Origin of the sequence: Marinobacter qingdaonensis (assembly GCF_034555935.1) — a bacterium.
Lineage (GTDB): Bacteria > Pseudomonadota > Gammaproteobacteria > Pseudomonadales > Oleiphilaceae > Marinobacter > Marinobacter qingdaonensis.
In genome coordinates, this window is sequence record NZ_JAYDCJ010000003.1 from 2,431,062 (window position 1) to 2,449,566 (window position 18,505).

9 protein-coding genes are annotated in these 18,505 nt (G+C 60.3%); 4 read left to right on the plus strand and 5 right to left on the minus strand.

What is annotated here, in order from left to right; translation table 11 throughout:
* Nucleotides 1-2 precede the first annotated feature (2 nt).
* A complete protein-coding gene (locus tag U5822_RS14370) occupies nucleotides 3-6,557 on the minus strand; it encodes a polyketide synthase (RefSeq protein ID WP_322856298.1) in 6,555 nt (2,184 codons plus the stop codon).
* A 313-nt stretch (nucleotides 6,558-6,870) separates the two neighbouring features.
* Here U5822_RS14370 and U5822_RS14375 point away from each other — a divergent pair, with 313 nt between their 5' ends.
* The 4 genes from U5822_RS14375 to U5822_RS14390 all read left to right on the plus strand — a co-directional run bounded on the left by U5822_RS14375 (nucleotide 6,871) and on the right by U5822_RS14390 (nucleotide 10,574).
* Entirely contained in the window at nucleotides 6,871-7,473 is a 603-nt protein-coding gene (locus U5822_RS14375; protein WP_322856299.1) for a GNAT family N-acetyltransferase, read from the plus strand.
* A 142-nt stretch (nucleotides 7,474-7,615) separates the two neighbouring features.
* The gene (locus tag U5822_RS14380) at nucleotides 7,616-8,470 is read left to right on the plus strand and encodes a cupin-like domain-containing protein (protein ID WP_322856300.1); all 855 of its coding nucleotides are present in this window, start codon (nucleotides 7,616-7,618) and stop codon (nucleotides 8,468-8,470) included.
* Nucleotides 8,471-8,523: 53 nt separating this feature from the next.
* Nucleotides 8,524-9,642, plus strand: coding sequence for a GNAT family N-acetyltransferase (locus U5822_RS14385; protein ID WP_322856301.1), 1,119 nt, complete (start codon nucleotides 8,524-8,526; stop codon nucleotides 9,640-9,642).
* A gap of 23 nt (nucleotides 9,643-9,665) precedes the next feature.
* Nucleotides 9,666-10,574 (plus strand): formyl transferase, encoded by a 909-nt coding sequence (locus U5822_RS14390; protein WP_322856302.1) that lies wholly within the window; start codon nucleotides 9,666-9,668, stop codon nucleotides 10,572-10,574.
* A gap of 5 nt (nucleotides 10,575-10,579) precedes the next feature.
* On the opposite strand, the gene xrtA is transcribed toward U5822_RS14390, so the two are convergent.
* From xrtA to prsK, 4 genes are all read right to left on the minus strand, one after another.
* Entirely contained in the window at nucleotides 10,580-12,079 is a 1,500-nt protein-coding gene (gene xrtA / locus U5822_RS14395) for an exosortase A (RefSeq protein WP_322856303.1), read from the minus strand.
* A gap of 13 nt (nucleotides 12,080-12,092) precedes the next feature.
* Nucleotides 12,093-14,792, minus strand: a complete 2,700-nt coding sequence (locus U5822_RS14400; RefSeq protein ID WP_322856304.1) for a tetratricopeptide repeat protein — start codon at nucleotides 14,790-14,792, stop codon at nucleotides 12,093-12,095.
* 47 nt (nucleotides 14,793-14,839) lie between these two features.
* Nucleotides 14,840-16,213, minus strand: a complete 1,374-nt coding sequence (gene prsR / locus U5822_RS14405) for a PEP-CTERM-box response regulator transcription factor (RefSeq protein WP_322856305.1) — start codon at nucleotides 16,211-16,213, stop codon at nucleotides 14,840-14,842.
* A gap of 136 nt (nucleotides 16,214-16,349) precedes the next feature.
* On the minus strand, nucleotides 16,350-18,491 hold the full coding sequence (prsK, locus tag U5822_RS14410; protein WP_322856306.1) for an XrtA/PEP-CTERM system histidine kinase PrsK: 2,142 nt from the start codon (nucleotides 18,489-18,491) through the stop codon (nucleotides 16,350-16,352).
* Between the last annotated feature and the right edge of the window lie 14 nt (nucleotides 18,492-18,505).

Here is an 18,505-nt window from a genome sequence, read left to right on the forward strand (position 1 = left end):
GGTCAACCTGCCCATTTCTCATACTGGTTTTTGTCCGTCTTGGAGGGGATGTACCAGGCCGCCTTGCCATTTTCGTCGCGACCAAGGCGCGCGCCTTCAATCGGTGGCTTACCCGCAAGCTCCTGATTGGGCCGAGCGGCGACGTCCGGTGCCGGAAAGAAGTCCATCGCGATCATCTCATCCATCGCCTCCTTGAAGGCCGTGATGATCGCTTCGATGTCCTCGTCGCTGTGGGCCGTGGTGATGAAGGTTGGGCGGGCGTCCCAGACGTGAATGCCTTTCTCCCGGAGCATCACGTAGATCAGTTCTTCGAACGGGATGTCCTGGGGAATCTTGATCTTGCACATGGAGCCACAGTGTTCGATCTTTACCGGCGCGCCCACCAACTGCGCATGCTGGTTGATCTGTCCCACCAGGTAGTCGGCCCGCTGGTTCAGTTGGGCCTGGAGCTCGGGTGCCTCCACCAGCTTGCTCAGCACGGCCACTGCCGCCGCCATAACCAACGGGTGACGCACAAACGTGCCGGCAAAATAGGTGACACCCACTTCCGGTGCCGAGTCGTCGCCAAACTGCCACTGTCCGCCGTCCAGCGCATCCATGTACTTGGCCTTGCCAGAGATGGCACCGATGGGCATGCCGCCGCCGACAATCTTGCCGTAGGTGCAGATGTCGGCGTCGATGCCGTAGTGGCCTTGCGCGCCTCTCGGATGGATGCGGAAACCGGTGATGACCTCGTCAAAAATCAGGGCAATGTGGTGCTCGGTGCACAGGTGGCGGGCCTTCTCCAGGAAGGCTTTGGGTTGCAGTTCCGGATTGCGGCTCTGAACCGGCTCCACGAGCAGGGTGGCAATGTCGTCGGCGTGCTCGCGAATGTAGTCGAGCGAGGCGTCACTGCCGTAATCCAACACGATCATGCTTTCAGCGGCCGACTCGGGTATGCCGGCAGCAGCGGGTGCCGCGTAACCGGCACTACCGCGGGTGACGATCACCTCATCGTGGATGCCGTGGTAGTCGTTCTCGAAGATCACCACCTTTTCCTTGGCGGTGACGGTGCGCGCCAGTCGCATGGCGCCGAGGACGGCTTCGGACCCGGTGTTGCAGAACGCCACCCGTTCGTTGCCGGTGACCTGGCAGAACAACCGGGAGGCCTCAGCCACCAGGGGATGCTGCGGGCCAATTTCGTAGCCGGTGTTCAGCTGACGGGCAATGGCGTCCCTGATGAAGGGGGCAGAATTGCCGAAAATGTTGCTGCCGAATCCGCAGGTGATATCGATCAGTTTGCCGCCGTCGATATCCCAGAGATAGGGGCCCTCGGAGCGTTCCACCACGATCGGGTAGATCACTTCCTTGATGACATTGCGGAACCCTGACACCACCCGCGGATCCGCCAGGTGTTTTCGGTTGTCCTGGGCGAACTGTTTGGATCTGGCGAAGCGGGTGTTGTAGCGCTGCGCCAGGCTATCGAAGTTCTCCCGCTGCCGGGCGGTCATGTCGTTGCTGCGCTTGACGTTGATCCGGGTGCCGGCACCGAAGGGTTTGAGCCCAGAGGCTTTGTCGGTGCGCTTGATGGCGTGGTCAGCGACCGGTGCGGTGGCGCTGGGGGCGCTGCCGCCGGCGGCTGGTTGCGGTGACAGTGAAGACAACAGGGTCAGCTGGCCCTGCAGTATCTGCATCTGCTGCTGAAGCAGGGCATGGACATCGCCGTGACCCAGGTTCAGGGCCTGGGGCGGCGGGCTGACTGTCCCGGTTGCTGGGTTCGGTGGTTGCAGCCCGGCTGCCGGCGCAGGTGTGGCCGAGGTTTGAGCAGCCTCCAGCTGAACGCCCTCGGCAACGAGGTAGTCGGCCAGCTTGTCCAGGTTGCCGCAGTCATTGAGCAGTTGCCGGAAGCTGACATTCACCTTGAACTTTTTCTTCAGCTTCAGTGTGGATTGGGTCAGCAGCAGCGAATCCAGACCCAGTTCAAAGAAGGTTGCGCCAGAGTCCGCCTGGCTGAGGTCGATGCCGGAAATATCTGAAAACAGCGAGCGCAGCTTCTCGACAATGGCGTCTTTCATGTCTGGTCCTGCCAAAACCTGGGGGATGGAAACCGGTGCTATGGCATCGGCCACGAGGCTGGCCGCCGGGTCGGTGGACACCGAGGCGGCTGACAACGGCTCAATAACGTGAGTTCGGTGCTGGAACGGGTAGGCGGGCAGCCTGACGCGCACCTCAGGGCTGGCGGGTCCGCAGGGCCAGTCAACCGTGAGGCCCTGGCTCCAGGCCAAACCAAGTCCGCGGGTGAACGACCGCAGCTCTCCGTCCGCTTTCCCGGCATCCGCCAGAAGCGGCACCAGGGCCAGATCCCTTTGATCGTCGAGGTTCTGCATGGCCATGCCGCACACGGTGCCTTGCGGGCCGCACTCCAGCACAATCAGATTCTTCATCGCAGCGAGGGTCTGGCAGCCTTGGCGGAACTGGACCGGCTGGCGGATCTGCTGGCCCCAGTAATGCAGGTCGGTGGCCTGCTCCGGCGTGATCCAGTCCCCGGTCACGCAGGAGATGAAGGGAAACTCCGGAGGCTTCATGGCGATGCCGTCAAGCTGGCGGATGAACTCGTCAACGGCCGGGTCCATGGCAGGGGAATGGAAGGCGTGGGAGGTGTTCAGCGCGCGAACTTTGATCCCGTTCTGTTCCAACACGCCGGCGAGGCTCGCGATGGCCTCGTGGGTGCCCGAGAGGGTACAGGCATCGGCGGTGTTTTCGGCCGCGATTACCACGTTGCTGCTGAGGAGTGGCTGCAGCTGATCGACACTGGCGCGTGCTGCCAACATGGCCCCGGACGGTTGTGCCTGCATGACCTCGCCACGGGTCATCACAACACGCAGGGCGGTGGCCAGATCAAACACCCCGGCCACGGTGGCGGCAGCCAACTCACCGATGCTGTGGCCGATAGCGGCCTGGGGCTGCACGCCCAGCTGTTGCACCGCCGTTGCCAGGGCATATCCCAGACAGAACAGGCTGATCTGGGTTTTCTGGGTGTCATTCAGTGGATCGCCAGAGTCGAAGACCAGGGCCTTGAGGTCCAATGCATGGTCGCTCGCGAGAAGGTCCGCGCAATGATCGAAGGCGTCCCGGAATTGGGCGACCTGCGCGTACAGCTCACGCCCCATGCCCGCTACCTGACTGCCCTGGCCGGGGAAGGCGAACACCACGGCAGCGGAGCTGAAGGCGGCGCTGGCGTCCTCGGCGTCCTCCACCACGGTCATCAGCTCATGCACGTTAATCTGCTGGGGCACGGCCGTCCGGTAGCGGAAGGCGCGCCGGTGCCGGATCAGTGCGGCTGCCAGGCCGGCCCGTTCCTCCGGTGCCTGCATCTGATTCAGCAACGGCTGATAGCGAGACACCGTGGCGGCCAGCGCCTCGGGGGAATGGGCGCCGAAACACAAGGGAACCCAGGTCGGCGTGGTCCCGGATTCTGCCGCGTCCGGGCGGTTAACGCCCCGCAGCACCACGTGGGCATTGGTGCCGCCAATGCCGAACGAACTGACCCCGGCGGCCCGGTCGTGTTTGGGGCCGGGCCATTCGGACGATTCGGCAGCGACGATGAACGGGGTTTGCTCCAGATGGAGTTCCGGATTTGGGGTGGCAAAATTGATGGATTGGGGAATCTGGCCCCGATCAATCGACAGCGCGCACTTAATCAAGCCAACCACCCCTGCGGCCGCGGTCAGGTGGCCAAAGTTGCTTTTCACCGAGCCCAGGCGGCAGAACTGTTTGTCCGAAGTGTGCTCGGAGAAGGCTTCATTCAGCGCCGACACCTCAATCGGATCCCCGATCGGCGTCGCGGTGCCGTGGGCTTCCAGGTAACCGATGGTGCGGACATCAATTCGGGCATCCCGGAGGGCGCCAAGAATGACCGATTTCTGCCCCTGAACACTGGGGCCGGAGAAGCTGCCTTTCTCGGCACCGTCGTTGTTGACCGCAACTCCGGAAATCGCGGCATAGACATAGTCGCGGTCCCGGAGCGCCTCAATCAGGGGCTTGAGCACCACGATGCCGCCACCGTCGCTGAATACGGTACCCGAGCTGTCCTTGTCGAAGGGGCGGGTGTGCCCGTCCCGGGTGTAGATGCTGCCTTCCTGATGGGTGTGGGGCTGTTGCTGGGGAAACGCGATCGACGCGCCGCCGGCGATGGCCATGTCACAGCGGCCCTGGCGGATGGCCTCGACCGCTTCCGCCACCGCCACCAGGGAGGTGGAGCAGGCGGTGTGGATGCTCAGCGCCGGACCAACCAGGTTGAGCTTGTGCGCCAGCCGGGTGGCCGCATAGTCCTTCTCGTTCGCGACCATCGCTTGAAGTGACCCGTAATCTTCAAGTTTTTCAGCATTCTGGAGAACGTTATTCAAGTAGTAGGTGTTGTTGCCGACGCCGCAGAACACGCCAATCCTGCCGGCAAACTGCTCCGGGTCGTAGCCGGCGTTTTCCAGTCCCTGCCAGGCAAGTTCCAGCAGCAGCCGTTGCTGCGGATCGATGAACTCGGCTTCGATCGGGCTGATGCCGAAAAACCGGTCGTCGAAGCCCAGGGGATCGTCGAGCACGCCTCGGGCATTGACCCGGCCGCTTTGTGGATCAGTCGGGGCAAAGAACGTGATGGTCTCCCGACCCTCAACGAGGTTCTGCCAGAACTCCTCGAGGTTCGAGGCTCCGGGCACTCGCAGGGCCATGCCAATAATCGCGACGTCCCGAACCTGGGCATCCGGAAGCTCATGGCTGCTGTCGGTCCGGGCCAGAGTTGTTGGCACCGACTGCCTGGCCAGCGCGTAGTCGAGGAATTTGCTCAAGTTCCGATACTGGAACAGGGCATAAACCGGGATGGACAGACCCTGGTGTTCGTACAAGCTGGCCGCAATGCGATTGGCGGCCAGGGAATCCATGCCCAGATTCAGAAGGTTGTCCTCCTCAGACAGCTCAGCAAGGTTGAGCTCCCTCTGGATCAGATCTTTCAACCGTTGCCGAGCGTCCGGGGCGTGCCCCACGGCACTTGACGGTTCAGCGGCGAGGCTTTCGATCATCGATTTGCGATCGATCTTTCCCGAGGGAGTCTTCTGCAATTGACTGAGCCAGTGGAACCGGCTGGGAATCATGTACCCCGGCATCGAGGACTGCAGCAGGCCTTTGAGGCGCGCCTCCAGCTGGCTGTCCTGGTCGGTCGCCGTCACAAACGCGATCAGTTTTTTTTGACCCTCGACGTCCTGTACCGCGGCGGCGGCTTCGTCCACCAGCCCGGTATCGAGTAGCCGGGCCTCGACTTCGCTGAGTTCGACGCGATAGCCGCTGATTTTCACCTGGTTGTCGATGCGTCCGTGGTACAGCAGCTCGGACTTGCCGTTCCAGCTCACCAGGTCGCCGGTGCGATAGGCCCGTTGGCCGCCGAGGTGGGACAGAGTCACGAATCGTTGGGCGGTCTGCTCCGGACTGTTGATGTAGCCATGGGCCAGAACCGGACCGCTGATGTACAACTCGCCGACCTCGCCGGCTTCCAGTTCTTGCTGTTCATCATCGAGAATCAGCAGTTCCGCACGGTCGATCGCCTGTCCGATCGGCGGCAGGGCCGGCCAGTCATCCGCCGGCGGATACAGAATGTGTTCGCTTACCACGTGGGTCTCGCAGGGCCCGTATTGATTGCTCAGGGTGGCATTGGGCAGGGCGTTGAAAGCCTTCCGGAGTTCCTTGCTGACCACAAGTTGTTCGCCCGCGGTGATGACTTCCGTCAGTGCTGCGGGGTAGAGATTCAATCGGTTGGCCCACATCACGAGCTGCAGCAGCGCGATGTAGGGTAAAAACATGCGCTCGATGCCCTGTTCGTCTATGTACTCCAGCAGCTGTCGGAAATCCTGCTTCATGTCGTTGGTGATCAGATACAGCGTGCCGCCAAGGGTCAGGGTGGAGAAAATTTCCTGGAACGAAACGTCGAAGCTGAGGGCGGAGAATTGCAGGGTTTTCGGACGTGCGCCCGCCCGATAATGGCCATTTTGCCAGTGGATCAGGTTATCGAGGGTGCCATGGTTCATCAGCACGCCCTTGGGCCTACCGGTGGAGCCGGAGGTGTAGATGACGTAGGCATTGGCCTCTGGACCTGCTCCTGCGGATTGCGGAATGGCTTCCGGAGGCTCGTTGAGGTCGATCGCCCTGAGATCCAGATGCTGCCCGACTGGGGACCGGAAATCGTCGTTGTCCGTGATGGTCAGCTCGACCCCCGCGTGGCTCACCATGTAGGCGAGACGTTCTTCCGGATACAGGGGGTCCAGGGGCAGGTAAGCGCAGCCATGCCTGAGCACCGCAATTATGGCGATGATGGCCGACTCGCGACTGTGGGTGTGGATGGCAATCGGGCTGCCCTCAGTCACACCGGATTCGGAAATCCATGCCTGGACGGCCGTGGCACGGGCGCTGAGATCGTGATAGCTGAGGGTGCTGTCCGGGGAGCAAAGAGCAGGCGAATGGGCACTGTCCCGAGCCGTGCGTTCAAATTGGGCCAGGAAGCCGGGTACAACTGGAGTAGACTCTCTAGCATTCATCTCTCTGCCTTCCTTAGATAGAGATCTACGAATACGGCTCGGCAGAATTCCTTGCCGAGGGTCTAATGGTCTTTGGGAACAGCGCGCGGACCAGTTGTTACATTATGTAAGCTAGCATAGCCGCTGGTAATGCGCTATAGCCCGCGAATCAGTGCTATTGCTCTCTTGGGGCTTAAAAAAGTAACTATTTAACCGATAGTTAGGGCGCTTTTCGGGCTAAAGAAAATTGTTGCACACGTGGCGCAGATTTCATTTTTCGTTTTTCCGTCCGGTTACCTAAACTTACAAATACCAGGTCACGAGGCGGCTGGTTGTGAAAACACTGAAACGGAGTTTGGGACTGCTCAAACGAAAACTTGGCCGCATGGTCGAGATCAAAGCCGGGATTCTACTGCACCAGCCGGTCGCAGCACGTGAAGGTGCCGGCATTCCCGGGGCACAGTTGGCCAGGGCGTCGGTATACCGGCCCGACCTGGACTACTCCAAAGACGAATTCACCCGGCGTAACCTCCGACAGAACGATCTCTACGAGCTGCTTGTAGACCGGCGGCCCGTATGTTTTGGCTGGGTCGCCCGGGCCGGGGCGCGGGTCGGGATTCTTCACGATATCCAGATGACGGTCCCCGACCGGGCGTTTTACATCTGGGATTGCGTGACGCCACCGGAATATCGCGGGCGCGGTTATTTTCAGAGCCTGCTGAAACAGCTGGTAAGTTCGCGGGACACGGGCGCCAATCTGGCCTTGGTGGCCGTCGATACCCGCAATACGGCCTCCAGAAAGGCGCTGGCCAAGGCCGGATTCCAACCCCTGTTCTCCTATCTGAGTATTCGGGTGTTGGGCCGGGTGGTGCTGGCCGTCGCCAACAGGGGCCACCGCCTGTCCCAAGCCCAGATCCTGTTCGATCAACTTGCGTAGGTACATCAGGCAATGGCTCGTGCTTGCAGCTTTCAGGACCTTGGCATATCGTTAATTTGTGCCCTGCCAGATGATGTACCACAGGAAGTTGGTATTGGCTGAGGCGCGCGGACGCAGTAGTTCGTTGAATAGGGAAGTCGACATGAACTTATTTGATCTTTCCGGGCCGGATGCCATTGAAACCATACCTTTTCCCGAGCACAAGGATGGTTTGCTTCCTTACATAGAACGCCGTCAACCGGTCCTGCTCTCGGGCGTTCGTGCCGCGCTTCCATTTACCCGCCAGTGGAATTACGACTATTTCCGTGAGTCGTTGACGTCGATTCGAATTCAGCGCAAATCCGAGGATGGCATCTTCCATTACCTGGGGTTTGAACGGGTCCCGATGTCGGACTTTAACGAGGTCATGGAGACGACCCACAACGGCTACGCGTTGGAGCCCTTGTTGGGGCATGGGGTCTCGGAAGATCTGCCCGCTGACATTTCCGTGACCTTGCCCGCCTTTGTGCCTGACACAGGCTTTCGCGTGTCCAATCTGTACATCGGCCCAGGCCAGAACAAATCACTGCTGCACTACGATGAGACCCACAGCCTGCTCATGATGCTGGAGGGGCGGAAGCGGTTCATCCTGTTTTCGCCCGATCAGAGCGACTGCATGTACGCCTACAGCCCGTTCAGCCTGAAAGCCATTCGGGAAAATCGGGTCGTCGACAGCAAGATCGACTGTCAGAATCCGGACTTCACGACCTTTCCCAAGCTTAGCCGTGCCAGGGGGCTTGCCGGCTGGCTCGAGGATGACCAGGCCCTATTTATCCCCGCTGGCACCTGGCATTTCATTGAAGCCGAGGGTCGCAATGTATCGGTCAACTATTTCTGGTTTCAGAACCGGTTCAAGGATTGGCTGCATCAACCATTGCTGGATTTCTGGCTCAAACGCCGTGCTATCGGTGTGCTTGACCAATTACGTAAGGTAAAGCACAAGCTGTCGGCGGCGTGAAGGCCCGGCCGTGTCGGAAACAATCAACCTATAGGTCAGGAACGCTTAATACCGTGGAATTAAGAGTCGTCCGGGGGGAGGAAGAGTTCCAGCAGGTCAAACCGCAATGGGATGCTCTGGTTGCCAGTCTGACGCCAACCCCTTTGCCCATGACCCACGCCTGGTTAGTGGCGTGGTGGAGGGCCTTTGCCGACAACATGACGATGGAATTCCGGTGCGTGTTCGACAATGGTTGCCTGGTTGGTATCGCCCCGCTGGTTCGAAGCCGGGAAAGCTACCGAGGCATACCCGTGACCCTGCTAAAGCTGGCCGCCAACGGCCACAGTCCATTTTCCTCCATCGTTGTCGACGCCTCGCTGACCCCCGGCCAACGCGATGAGGTGCTGGCGTTGCTGACGGCGGTCACCCCTCGGGAAATCGCGCTCTTCTTCAAGATCGGACAAGACAGCGACTTAAAGAATTTTCTGCTGGACAGTAACAAACCTGGCCATCAGCGGGTGGGGGAGAAACCCAGCCTGAAGACGCCGGTCATCGACATCAACCAGAGCTGGGACGAGTTCTACCGGGCCAGGCCGAGAAGTCTCAAGAAAAGTCTCAATAACAAGCTCAACCGGTTCAGGCGGGATGACGGATTTACCATTGAGCAGGAGTGGATCACGGATCCGGAACAGCCCATTGTCGATGAACTGGTCACCATTTCGGCGAAGAGCTGGAAAACCTCCATCGGCAATGATCTGAAATCGAACCGTCGCAGCCGCTCGTTCCTGCTCAACCTGATCGAGTCGTTCGGCCGTTCCGGGACCCTCAGTGCCTGGATTGTGAGGCACCGGGGCAAGCCGGTCGCATTTGAGTTGCACATTGTCTGCGATGACGTGGTCTACCCGATACGAGCGGATTATGACGAGGCGTTCAAGGCCTTTTCCCCAGGTTCGGTACTGGAATACTCGGCACTGAAGAGCCTGTTCGAACAGGGCCAGTACCGACAGTATTACACCTGCGCCGACGATTACTGGTATCTGAGCAACTGGACCCACAACTACCGGAACCTCTGCTCCATCGAATTGTTCGGCGACAGCCTGAAATTGCGTTTGCTGTATTTTGCGGAGTATCGACTCATACCGTTGATCAAACGGTTCATCCACGTAAAGCGGACCAGCCGTCGTCCGGCCTGAGGTCGCAGGGAGCGAGTGAAGCTATGCGTGTTGTTGTGGTAGTCAGTCAGGATAAATCCGACATCTTCTTTGCCAACCAATTGATGAGGTCCTTGCCCGTCGTTGGGGTGGTGGTGGAAAACCAGGTGCCCAGGCGCGATAGGGCATCGCTGCTGTCCAAGTCCCTGAAATACCTCTCCCAGCCCGGGGTGTTCGTCCAGAAAACCCTGGAGGTTGTTGATCGCACCCTCATCGAACCCAGGCAGGTCTATAACCGGCCTGAGAACGCCCTGGATTTTGGCGAAGAAGGTCGCACACTGCGCCCGAACGCCAGAATTCCGGTGCTGTATACCAAGGGGGTGAATGCCATCAACGCGCCGGAAAATCGGGCCTGGATTCGCGGGCGTCAGCCAGATTTGATAGCGGTTTGCGGCGCGTCCATCCTGAAGCCGGAGCTGCTCTCGGTACCTCGACACGGTGTCCTGAACCTGCACGGTGGCCTGTCGCAGTTCTATCGCGGGCTATTCACGACGGATTGGGCGATTCACAACCGCGAGCCGGAGTGCGTGGGTGCCACCGTGCATTTCGTGTCGGAGGGAGTGGACGACGGCGATGTTGTCTACCAGGGCAGGCCGGTGGTGAGCGCCGGTGACAACCCCAACAGCCTGTACGCCAAGGTGGTAAGGCTTGGGGTGGAGATGATGGTACGCGCGGTCCAGGATATTGAGGCGGGCGCCTGCAACGCCCACAGGCTGGACCGAAAGGGTCGGCTGTATCTGAATCACATGTTCAGCACCGGCGCCAAACGGGCCACCTGGCATCAACTGGAGAGCGGGGTCATCGAAGATTACCTGGGCAGCAAGGCCGAGCGTGACGCCCGGGTTCTCGAGGCCATGATCAATCCTTTTCCGGAATCGCTCAACACCAGCCGTCGGCTCTCCGCGGCGCACTGAGCTAGCTATCGCCGGGCCTTGCCCAGGAACTGTTCGAAGGCGACCCTCTGCAAGTCGCAGTTCTGGGCGTCGCATCGCCCTGCCAGGGCCCAGAGCGCCCCTCGGCTGTCGCCGCTGATCTTCTTGAGCGCCCCCACCAGCTTGGCCTCGATCTTGGAGTGGGTCAGGAAGCCGCCGACGTCGTACCAGGACCAGACAATGACCCGGGACTGATCCTGCCGGCTTTCAATCACGGTTTCATTGACCGCCTGTGGGCTCAGACTGAAATCATCCGGGAGTGGGCGTTCGCCGTCGGAAACCAGTTGCCATTCGGCGTTGTCGTAGAGGCGGTTGCGGTAGAAGATCAGTTCCTTTTCCTGCCGCTGGTGGCGGTACCCCGTGATCTGGAGCTGAACCTGCTGACGCTTCTCCGAGACATAGACGCCGCTGAGATCAATGTCATGGCCTGAAAATTCCGGCTCCCAGACACTGGCGTGGCGGAGTGGCCCGCGCCAGCCGGCCACCGAGTCCATCAGGGTCGGACTCCAGGTTTTTGCCATTTGCTCGGTCTTTGCCTGCAGCGCCATGGGCAGCAGCGCTGGCCAGAGCACCAAAACCGACGCCACGGCCGGCCATAACCAGGGCCATGGTGGGGAGGCGGGCGTTCCGGCTGGGGCCTGGCTGGTCTCAGGGGTATGGGATTGCCCTTGGGCGCGCTCAAGTCGTGTCGCCACATAGAACAGCGGTGCCAGGGTGAAGATCACGAAGATCACCCAGCCAAACAGTTCGTGATCCTTCACCAACGACGTTTCCATGTCGGTGTAGTGGCCTGCGGCAATGACGCCGAACACCCTGATCCAGTTGGCCAGCATCGACAGAAGGCCCGCCGTGACCACCAGCAGGGCGGTCGAACCGAACGAACGATAGTACATCTGGCCATAGAAAGACCCCAGGAACAGGGCAACCATGAGATAGCGAACGCCACTGCACCCGTCCTCCACAAGAAAGGCGCCCACTTCAAGCACGATCAGGAACTCTTCGATTCTGGCCTCAATATCTGCCAGTTGCAGGAACAGGGTGTTGAAGAACACGGTGATGTGCTGAAGCAGCGGGGAGAAGTCATCCCAAACCGGCACCGCAAACAGCAGCAGCATAACAGGGCCGCCGGCGATACGGACAAAAGGCCAGCCCCAGATTGACCAGCCCCAGAGCAGGATCACCACGGGCGTTAGTAGCAATCGCACCACACGAATGTCTGCGGCCTGGGCAAGCAGCAAGGCGACACTGGCGCCAGCGAGCAGGAGCAGCGCAAGGGATGAGCCGGTCACCGTGAGTTGCCGGAGCAGGGCGCGACGGTCAAAGAGCAGAAACAGGGTGCCGGCGAGCACCAGGTACCCGTGCGCATAGATGATGGAGTCGTACCAGAGTGCGAAAAAATCCGACCATTCCGCCCACAGCGCGAGCGCCAGCAGGGGGAACGCGAGCACCCAGCGATACTGGGCCTGGTGTAGGGTGGTGGCGCTCATGGTGTCTGATCGCTTACCCAGGTTCGCCAAATTTTTCCAGAATTCGTCGGGCGGCGGAGTTCATCCCAACCACCCGGTACGCCTCCGCCAGATGGCGGGCAATTTCTTCGGAGTCCGGTTGCAGTTCGTGGGCCTTCTCGAGCACCGGCACGCTTTCCTGGTGATTGCCTGCCTGCAACATGATCCAGCCATAGGTGTCGGCGATGGCAGCGTTGTCGGGGCTGAGCTCGTAGGCCCGCTGGGCCAGCTTGACCGCTCGTGGATCATCGACCTTGTGATAGAGCCACGCCAGGTTGTTCAAAACCACCGTGTTGTCCGGCATCGCCGCCAGCAACACTTCGTAATTGGACATGGCGCCTTGTTCCTTGCCCGTGGACTGCTGCAGCAGGGCCAGATGCAAACGAAGCTGAAGGTTGTTGGGGTGATCACCCAGCTCGGCCTCAAGAAATTCCAGGGCCTCATTGCTGCGCCCGGACCGCTGGAGGTTTCGCACGTAGCCAGTCACGATATCAGGTCGTGAGAGCTTGGCCAGCGCCTTTTCGTAAAGCTCGGCGGCACCGAGATAGTCGGCCGCGCTCTCCAGAAGTCCGGCTTCGGTAAGGTAAGGCCCCGGCGAATTGGGAAACTGTTGTCGGGTGCTGGCCAGCAGGGTCATGGCCTGCTCGCGGTCCCCATTGGCAAAAGCCTGCTCTGCAGTGAGCAACTGAATCCTCTCGTTCTCGGGAAACAGCACCTGAGCCCGCTCAAGCACGGAACTGGCCAATGAGGAACGATCGCTGTGTTTCAGGTTGGTCACGACATTGCCGTAAATCTCGGCGACCAGATGCGATGCCGGCGCGGGTGTGTTGGCACTTGAGCGTTCCAACAGTGACGCGGTCAGCTCGTTCACCGTGTCGGTATCGTCATCAAGCAACGCGAATTCCAGCAGAATCAGCCGGGGTCCGGTAGCTTGAGGATGGCGATCCAGCAGGCCTCGCATGAAATCCCGGGTCTCGGCCCGTTCCTGAACTGAAATCAGTCCCTGCAATGCCTGTGCATTATCCGGAGCCTGTTCCACGGCCCGGCGAAACTGATTCCCGGCCTCGGACCGATCGCCTTGCACCAGGGCCAGTCTGCCCAGGGCAAGCGTGGGGGCGATGGACTGCGGCGATGTTTGCCGGGCCCGCTCGAAATAGCTGCGGGCCTGCTCCGTATTCCCCGCGCGGGCCGCAAGGTTGCCGCGGGAGAGCAGGGCCTGAACGTTGTTGGGTTGCTCCTTGATCCACCGATCCGCAGCCTGTTCGGCGGTTTTGATGTCCCCGGATTCTGCATAGGCTGTGATCAGCGAGTGTCTCGCCTCGGCCAGATCCGGCGCGTGTTTTCGGACCAGTCCCGCCTGTGCGAGGGCCCGGTCGTATTCGCCTCGCTGGGTCAGGTAGCCGGCGTACCTCAGTCGAAGCTCGTGGTTGTCCGGATTGATGGCCAGGGCCTTTTCCATCAGCGCCTCGCCAGTTTCGACGTCGCCATTCTCCAGTGCGGCGATGGCGACCAGGGTCAGTACTTCCGGGTCAGAGTCGTCGCTTTGAAGTTTGGCCAGTGTGGACTGGGCGCCCTCGGGGTTGCCCATCCGAAGCATGGTCGCGGCCAGCATTTTGGTGGCAATCTCGGAATTACCCATGCTGGCGATCGGGGCGAGCAGATCCTGGGCTTCCTCGGGGCGCCCCTGTCTGAAACGGATCAGCCCCAGCATCAGGGTGGATTGTTCGTGCGAGGGGGTTTGCGCAAGGATTTCCTGTAAGTACCGCTCGGCCTCGGCCAGGTTGTCGGCGCGCAGGGCCTCATCGGCTGCCATCAGATTACTTCGGATTTTGCCCGGGGGAGACTTGGCCAGTATTTCCTCGTAGACATAAGCCTCGGAAAACTTTCTCTGGGCGCGGAGCACCTCAATCAGCGCGGTGATGGTTGCGTACTTTCTGGCGGTCATGAGGTCGTACTGACCGATGTCCTCCAGGGCCCGGATGTACCCGTCCTCGGCGGCCTGCCACCGCTCTTCCAGATGCGCCAGCTGGGCTTTCCAGAGCCACAACTCTGCGTGGTTCTGGTCAATGTCTTCAGCCTGGCGGATGTATTCACCGGCCTGGGTCCGGTTTTCCTGCGTTAGCGACACCTTGGACAGGCCAACGAGCGCTTCCACGGCGGATGGGGTCAGGGACTTTGCCTCCAGAAACGCAGTTCGGGCCAGCTCCAGGTTGCCGGCATTGAGATGAATCTGACCTTTGAGCAGGGCGGCTTTGAGCTTGGTGTCTTCGGCAGGATCGTCCAGGTCCGCGAGCGCGGCCAGGGCTTCGTCATTCCGGCCCTGCTTGAGCGCAGCCTCGGCAAAAATCAGCTGGGCGCGGTTGGTAATAGCGGCGTTGGCCTGGGGTGGGGTGATGCGTGCCAGTACCTGCCTGAGCTGGCGCTCCGCGTTCACCGCGTCGCCGGCGGTCAGCAGATTGTCGATGATGAGGAAGTAGGGTTCGATCTGGTCGGGTTGCAGTTCGATCGCGCTTCGTGCTTCCTGGGTACTGGCCTTCAATTCACCCTGGCGCTGGTAAAAACGGGACTGATCAACATGACTGAGGAACTGGATGTCCTGCTGGCTCAGGTCCTCGTCGCCACTGCCACAGGCGGCGAGAGTCAACGCGGTGACCAGTGCGAGACAGGCGGAACGTACTGTTGATACTGATTTCATGGCCCTGGTCCTTTTCCTTACGGCGCCTGGTTTGCACATCCGGTTGTTCAGGTTTTTGAAGCCTCGGCGGAGGTTTCAATTCGATACTTGTCGGTCAGGTTGTAAAGCGTCGGCCGGGTGACACCGAGCAGGCGGGAGGTCTGGGCCACGTTGAAATTACAGGTTCTGAGGGCCTGGACGATGGCCTGACGCTCGGCATTCTCCCGCACCTGACGCAGATTCAGCTGGTGGTCGTGGCTGGTGTGCTCGGATGGCAGCTCGAGGTCTTCCGCCGTCACCCGTTTGCCGTCCGCCATGATGGTCGCGCGCTTGACCTTGTTGATCATCTCCCGGACGTTGCCGGGCCAGGCGTAGCTGCTGATGGCGTCGATGGCATCCTCGGAGAACGTGAGAGTGGGCCGGTCCATCTGCTTGCCAAGGTTCTTGAGCAGGGACTGGGCAATCACCAGGGCGTCGCCTTCACGGTCGCGGACCGCAGGCACGTCCAACGTGATCTCGCTGATGCGATAGTACAGATCCTCCCGAAAATCGCCGCTGTCGATCAGGGACTTGACGTCTCGATGGGTCGCACAAACCACCCGGACATCGACTGGGATCGGTTGAACCGAGCCGACCCGGTCCACCACCCGTTCCTGCAGGAAGCGCAGGAGCTTGGCCTGGAGTGCCATGGGCATGTCGCCAATTTCATCCAGGAACAGGGTGCCACCGTTGGCACTTTCGATTTTGCCCTTCTTGGTCTGGGTGGCGCCGGTGAAAGAGCCTTTTTCGAAGCCGAAGAGTTCGCTTTCGAGCAGGTTTTCCGGAATGGCGGCGCAGTTGATGGCGGCGAAGGGTTTCCGGCTGCGGTGGCTGAGGTCGTGGATCGCCCTGGCCAATAACTCCTTGCCGGTGCCGGTTTCTCCGGTGATCAGGGTAGTGACGTCGGTCGGAGCGACCTTTTCCAGGGTCCGGCAGATGGCCAGCATTTGCGGGCTGGCGGCTACTATGCCCTTGATGTTGGCGCCATTGCGTTGCCGGGCGAGATCCTGATTTTCCCGCTCCAGCTCGGCCAGACGGAAGGCCCGGTTGACCACGAAGTTCAGGATGTCGGCGTCCAGCGGCTTTTGATAGAAGTCGCAGGCCCCCATGCCAATTGCCTTGACGGCGTTTTCCTTGTCTTCCCGCCCGGTCACCACAATGACCTTGGTCAGGCTGGCCAGACGAAGTATTTCTTCCAGGAGACTGAAGCCTTCGGATGAGCCGCCCGGATCCGGCGGCAGACCGAGATCAAGCGTTACGACATCCGGCTCAACTCGCCTCAGTGCCGCCAACGCCGATTCCCGATCGGACGCCACAGTAATGTCGAGGTCCTCGTTAAAACACCAACGCATCTGGCTCTGTAGGCCTGGGTCGTCCTCGACAATCAAGAGTCTTCTAGTCACGGCAGCAACATTTCCCTTGTTGAAAACCCTGTTAAGTTGACGAGACACTTTTGATCCTGGAGTGTCTTAACTTTGATTCTTGTCTGAATGTTGGCGCTTTGCAATATTTCCTGTCGGTCGATTTTAAAAGTGCCGATTAATTGGCGCTTTGCCGCGGAGGCAAGGGCTTGGTCTCCACCCGCTCAGGCTCGTTGGCCCCGGTTTCCGCCAGCGAAGAGGAGGCCGCCAAGGGGATCCGGACCGAAAAACAGGAGCCAACGCCCGGCTCACTGGTCACGTCGATACTGCCCCCGAGCTTGCGAACGTATTCGCGAGCCTGAAAAGCGCCAATGCCCATGCCGGTCAGGCCCTTGGTGCTCTCAAACGGTTTGAACAGCTGGTAGTTAATGAATTCTTCAGTCATGCCGCAGCCGGAGTCGTGGATAAACAACACGACATTGCCTCGGGACAGTTTCAGCGACAGGGTGATTTCGCCATGGGCGGGGGTGGCTTCCTGGGCGTTCTGGATCAGGTGACCCAGTACGCTGCGCAGCTGTTCCTCATCGGCCATGATCAGGGCCTGGGGAGGATGGCCTTCCAGTTTCGGGCTTGGCTGCTGATGGCTGTAGTGGTCGATCAGGCTGTACACCACGCCGGTCAGGTCCAGTTCCCGCAAGTCGGCACTCGCGTCATGGGCGGGGCGGCGCATGTGGTCGACCAGATTGGTCATCTTGCGCACAGCGTGCTCGGTGGTATCAATCATGTCGTCAATGAAGGCGGTGTTGTGCCGGTGCTTGGGCGCGTTCTTGACCAACAGAGACAACTGCGCAATGACGGTCTTCAGGTCGTGGATCATGAACGCGGAGGCCTTGCTCACGGCCTCGAACTGCATGGCGCGGGAAAGCTGGTGTTGGGCATCGGCCTGGGCGAGCAGGTTGCAGGTCTGGCGGGCAACCACTTTGATCAGATCGAAGTTCTCCCAGTTCAGTTCGACCCTGGCGTAGGGACGACCCACCATGGCAATGCCGTACAACTCGTTCCCCAGGTACAGGGGGATCACCAGCCAGGCATCGGGCATGCGGGCGATGGCGTCGGGAATTTCCAGAAGGTCGTAGGCGAGGGGATCGGCGCGATAGTCATCCAGATTCACCACCCATTCCCGATGCTTGAAGAAACGAACCAGATCGGCGTCGGCGTCAATGATCGTGAACCTGGGCGCCCGGATATTGACCGAGGTCATGAGGAAATAGCTGTCCTGGTCGCCTTTCAGCCAAAGTGCCCCGGCGTTGCTCTCCACCAATCCGGCCAGAATCCGGGTGACCCGCTCGGGGAAGGGCGGTTCGTTACTGAGATCCGCCAGTTCGCGGGTCATCTTCAGCCACTCTTCCCGGTAATCGTACTTGTAATCGAAGAAATTCTGGCTGATCAGCACCATCAACTTGGCGCGAATGCGCCGGGACAGGACCAGTGTGGCCAGGAACGCCAGGGAAATGGTGAAAAACAACACCTGCAGGGCGTCGCCCCAGTCGCCACCCAGGACCCGGACGTAGTAGCCGCCGATGGCCAGACAAAGAAGATAGCCACCGGCGAAGATGAGGGTGCCGGCGTGAAAGACTGCGGACCGGGAAAGATGAAAATCCACCGGTTGTTTTCGGGTGTTGATGACGTTGATGGCAAACAGGGGCACCAGCAGGGCGTTGACGAAGCCGCGCGCATTCCAGAACGAATCCGACACCTGGCCAAAGAGCAGGGCGTCGGCGTACATGAAGAAGTCGAAGGCGAACAGGGTTGCGGTGCCGATGCACAGGTACTTGATGCTGGAGCGGCCAAAGGCGGGCGAATTGCGCCAGATCTGTTCCACCAGGGAGAGCCCGAGCAGGGACAGGGCAATCTGGCCCAGCAGTCGGGTTTTGCCATTGAGGATAGACAGGTCAAACACGAACTCGAGCAGGCCGAACCCCACCAGCAGGAACAGCAGGACCACCGTGGCTACACCCAGAATCTGCTTGAGTTGGCCAGTGAGGCGGCTCTGCTGGAAGGAGTTCCGGAGCATGGCGAACAGCAGGAGAATCCATGAGGCGTACCGGAGCAGTTCGAGCAGATAGCGGGTGAAGAAGCCGGGCTGCCCGAACAGGCTCTGCAGGACCAGGACCGAGGCCCAGAGCGTGGTCACCACGGCCGCCAGAAACAGGGATCGATCCACATCCCGGCGGACGTAGCGGGTGGCAACCAGAATGGCCAGCAAACCAAAGGTCAGCGCCGCGGCAACGTGGCTGATTACGCTGAAGTCGTTTAGCATCACTCGCATCCTGC

Coding starts and splice junctions, on each gene's coding strand:
- U5822_RS14370 (WP_322856298.1), bottom strand. CDS start 6,557: ATGAATGCTAGAGAGTCTACTCCAGTTGTACCCGGCTTCCTGGCCCAA.
- U5822_RS14380 (WP_322856300.1), top strand. CDS start 7,616: ATGAACTTATTTGATCTTTCCGGGCCGGATGCCATTGAAACCATACCT.
- U5822_RS14390 (WP_322856302.1), top strand. CDS start 9,666: ATGCGTGTTGTTGTGGTAGTCAGTCAGGATAAATCCGACATCTTCTTT.
- xrtA (WP_322856303.1), bottom strand. CDS start 12,079: ATGAGCGCCACCACCCTACACCAGGCCCAGTATCGCTGGGTGCTCGCG.
- U5822_RS14400 (WP_322856304.1), bottom strand. CDS start 14,792: ATGAAATCAGTATCAACAGTACGTTCCGCCTGTCTCGCACTGGTCACC.
- prsK (WP_322856306.1), bottom strand. CDS start 18,491: ATGCTAAACGACTTCAGCGTAATCAGCCACGTTGCCGCGGCGCTGACC.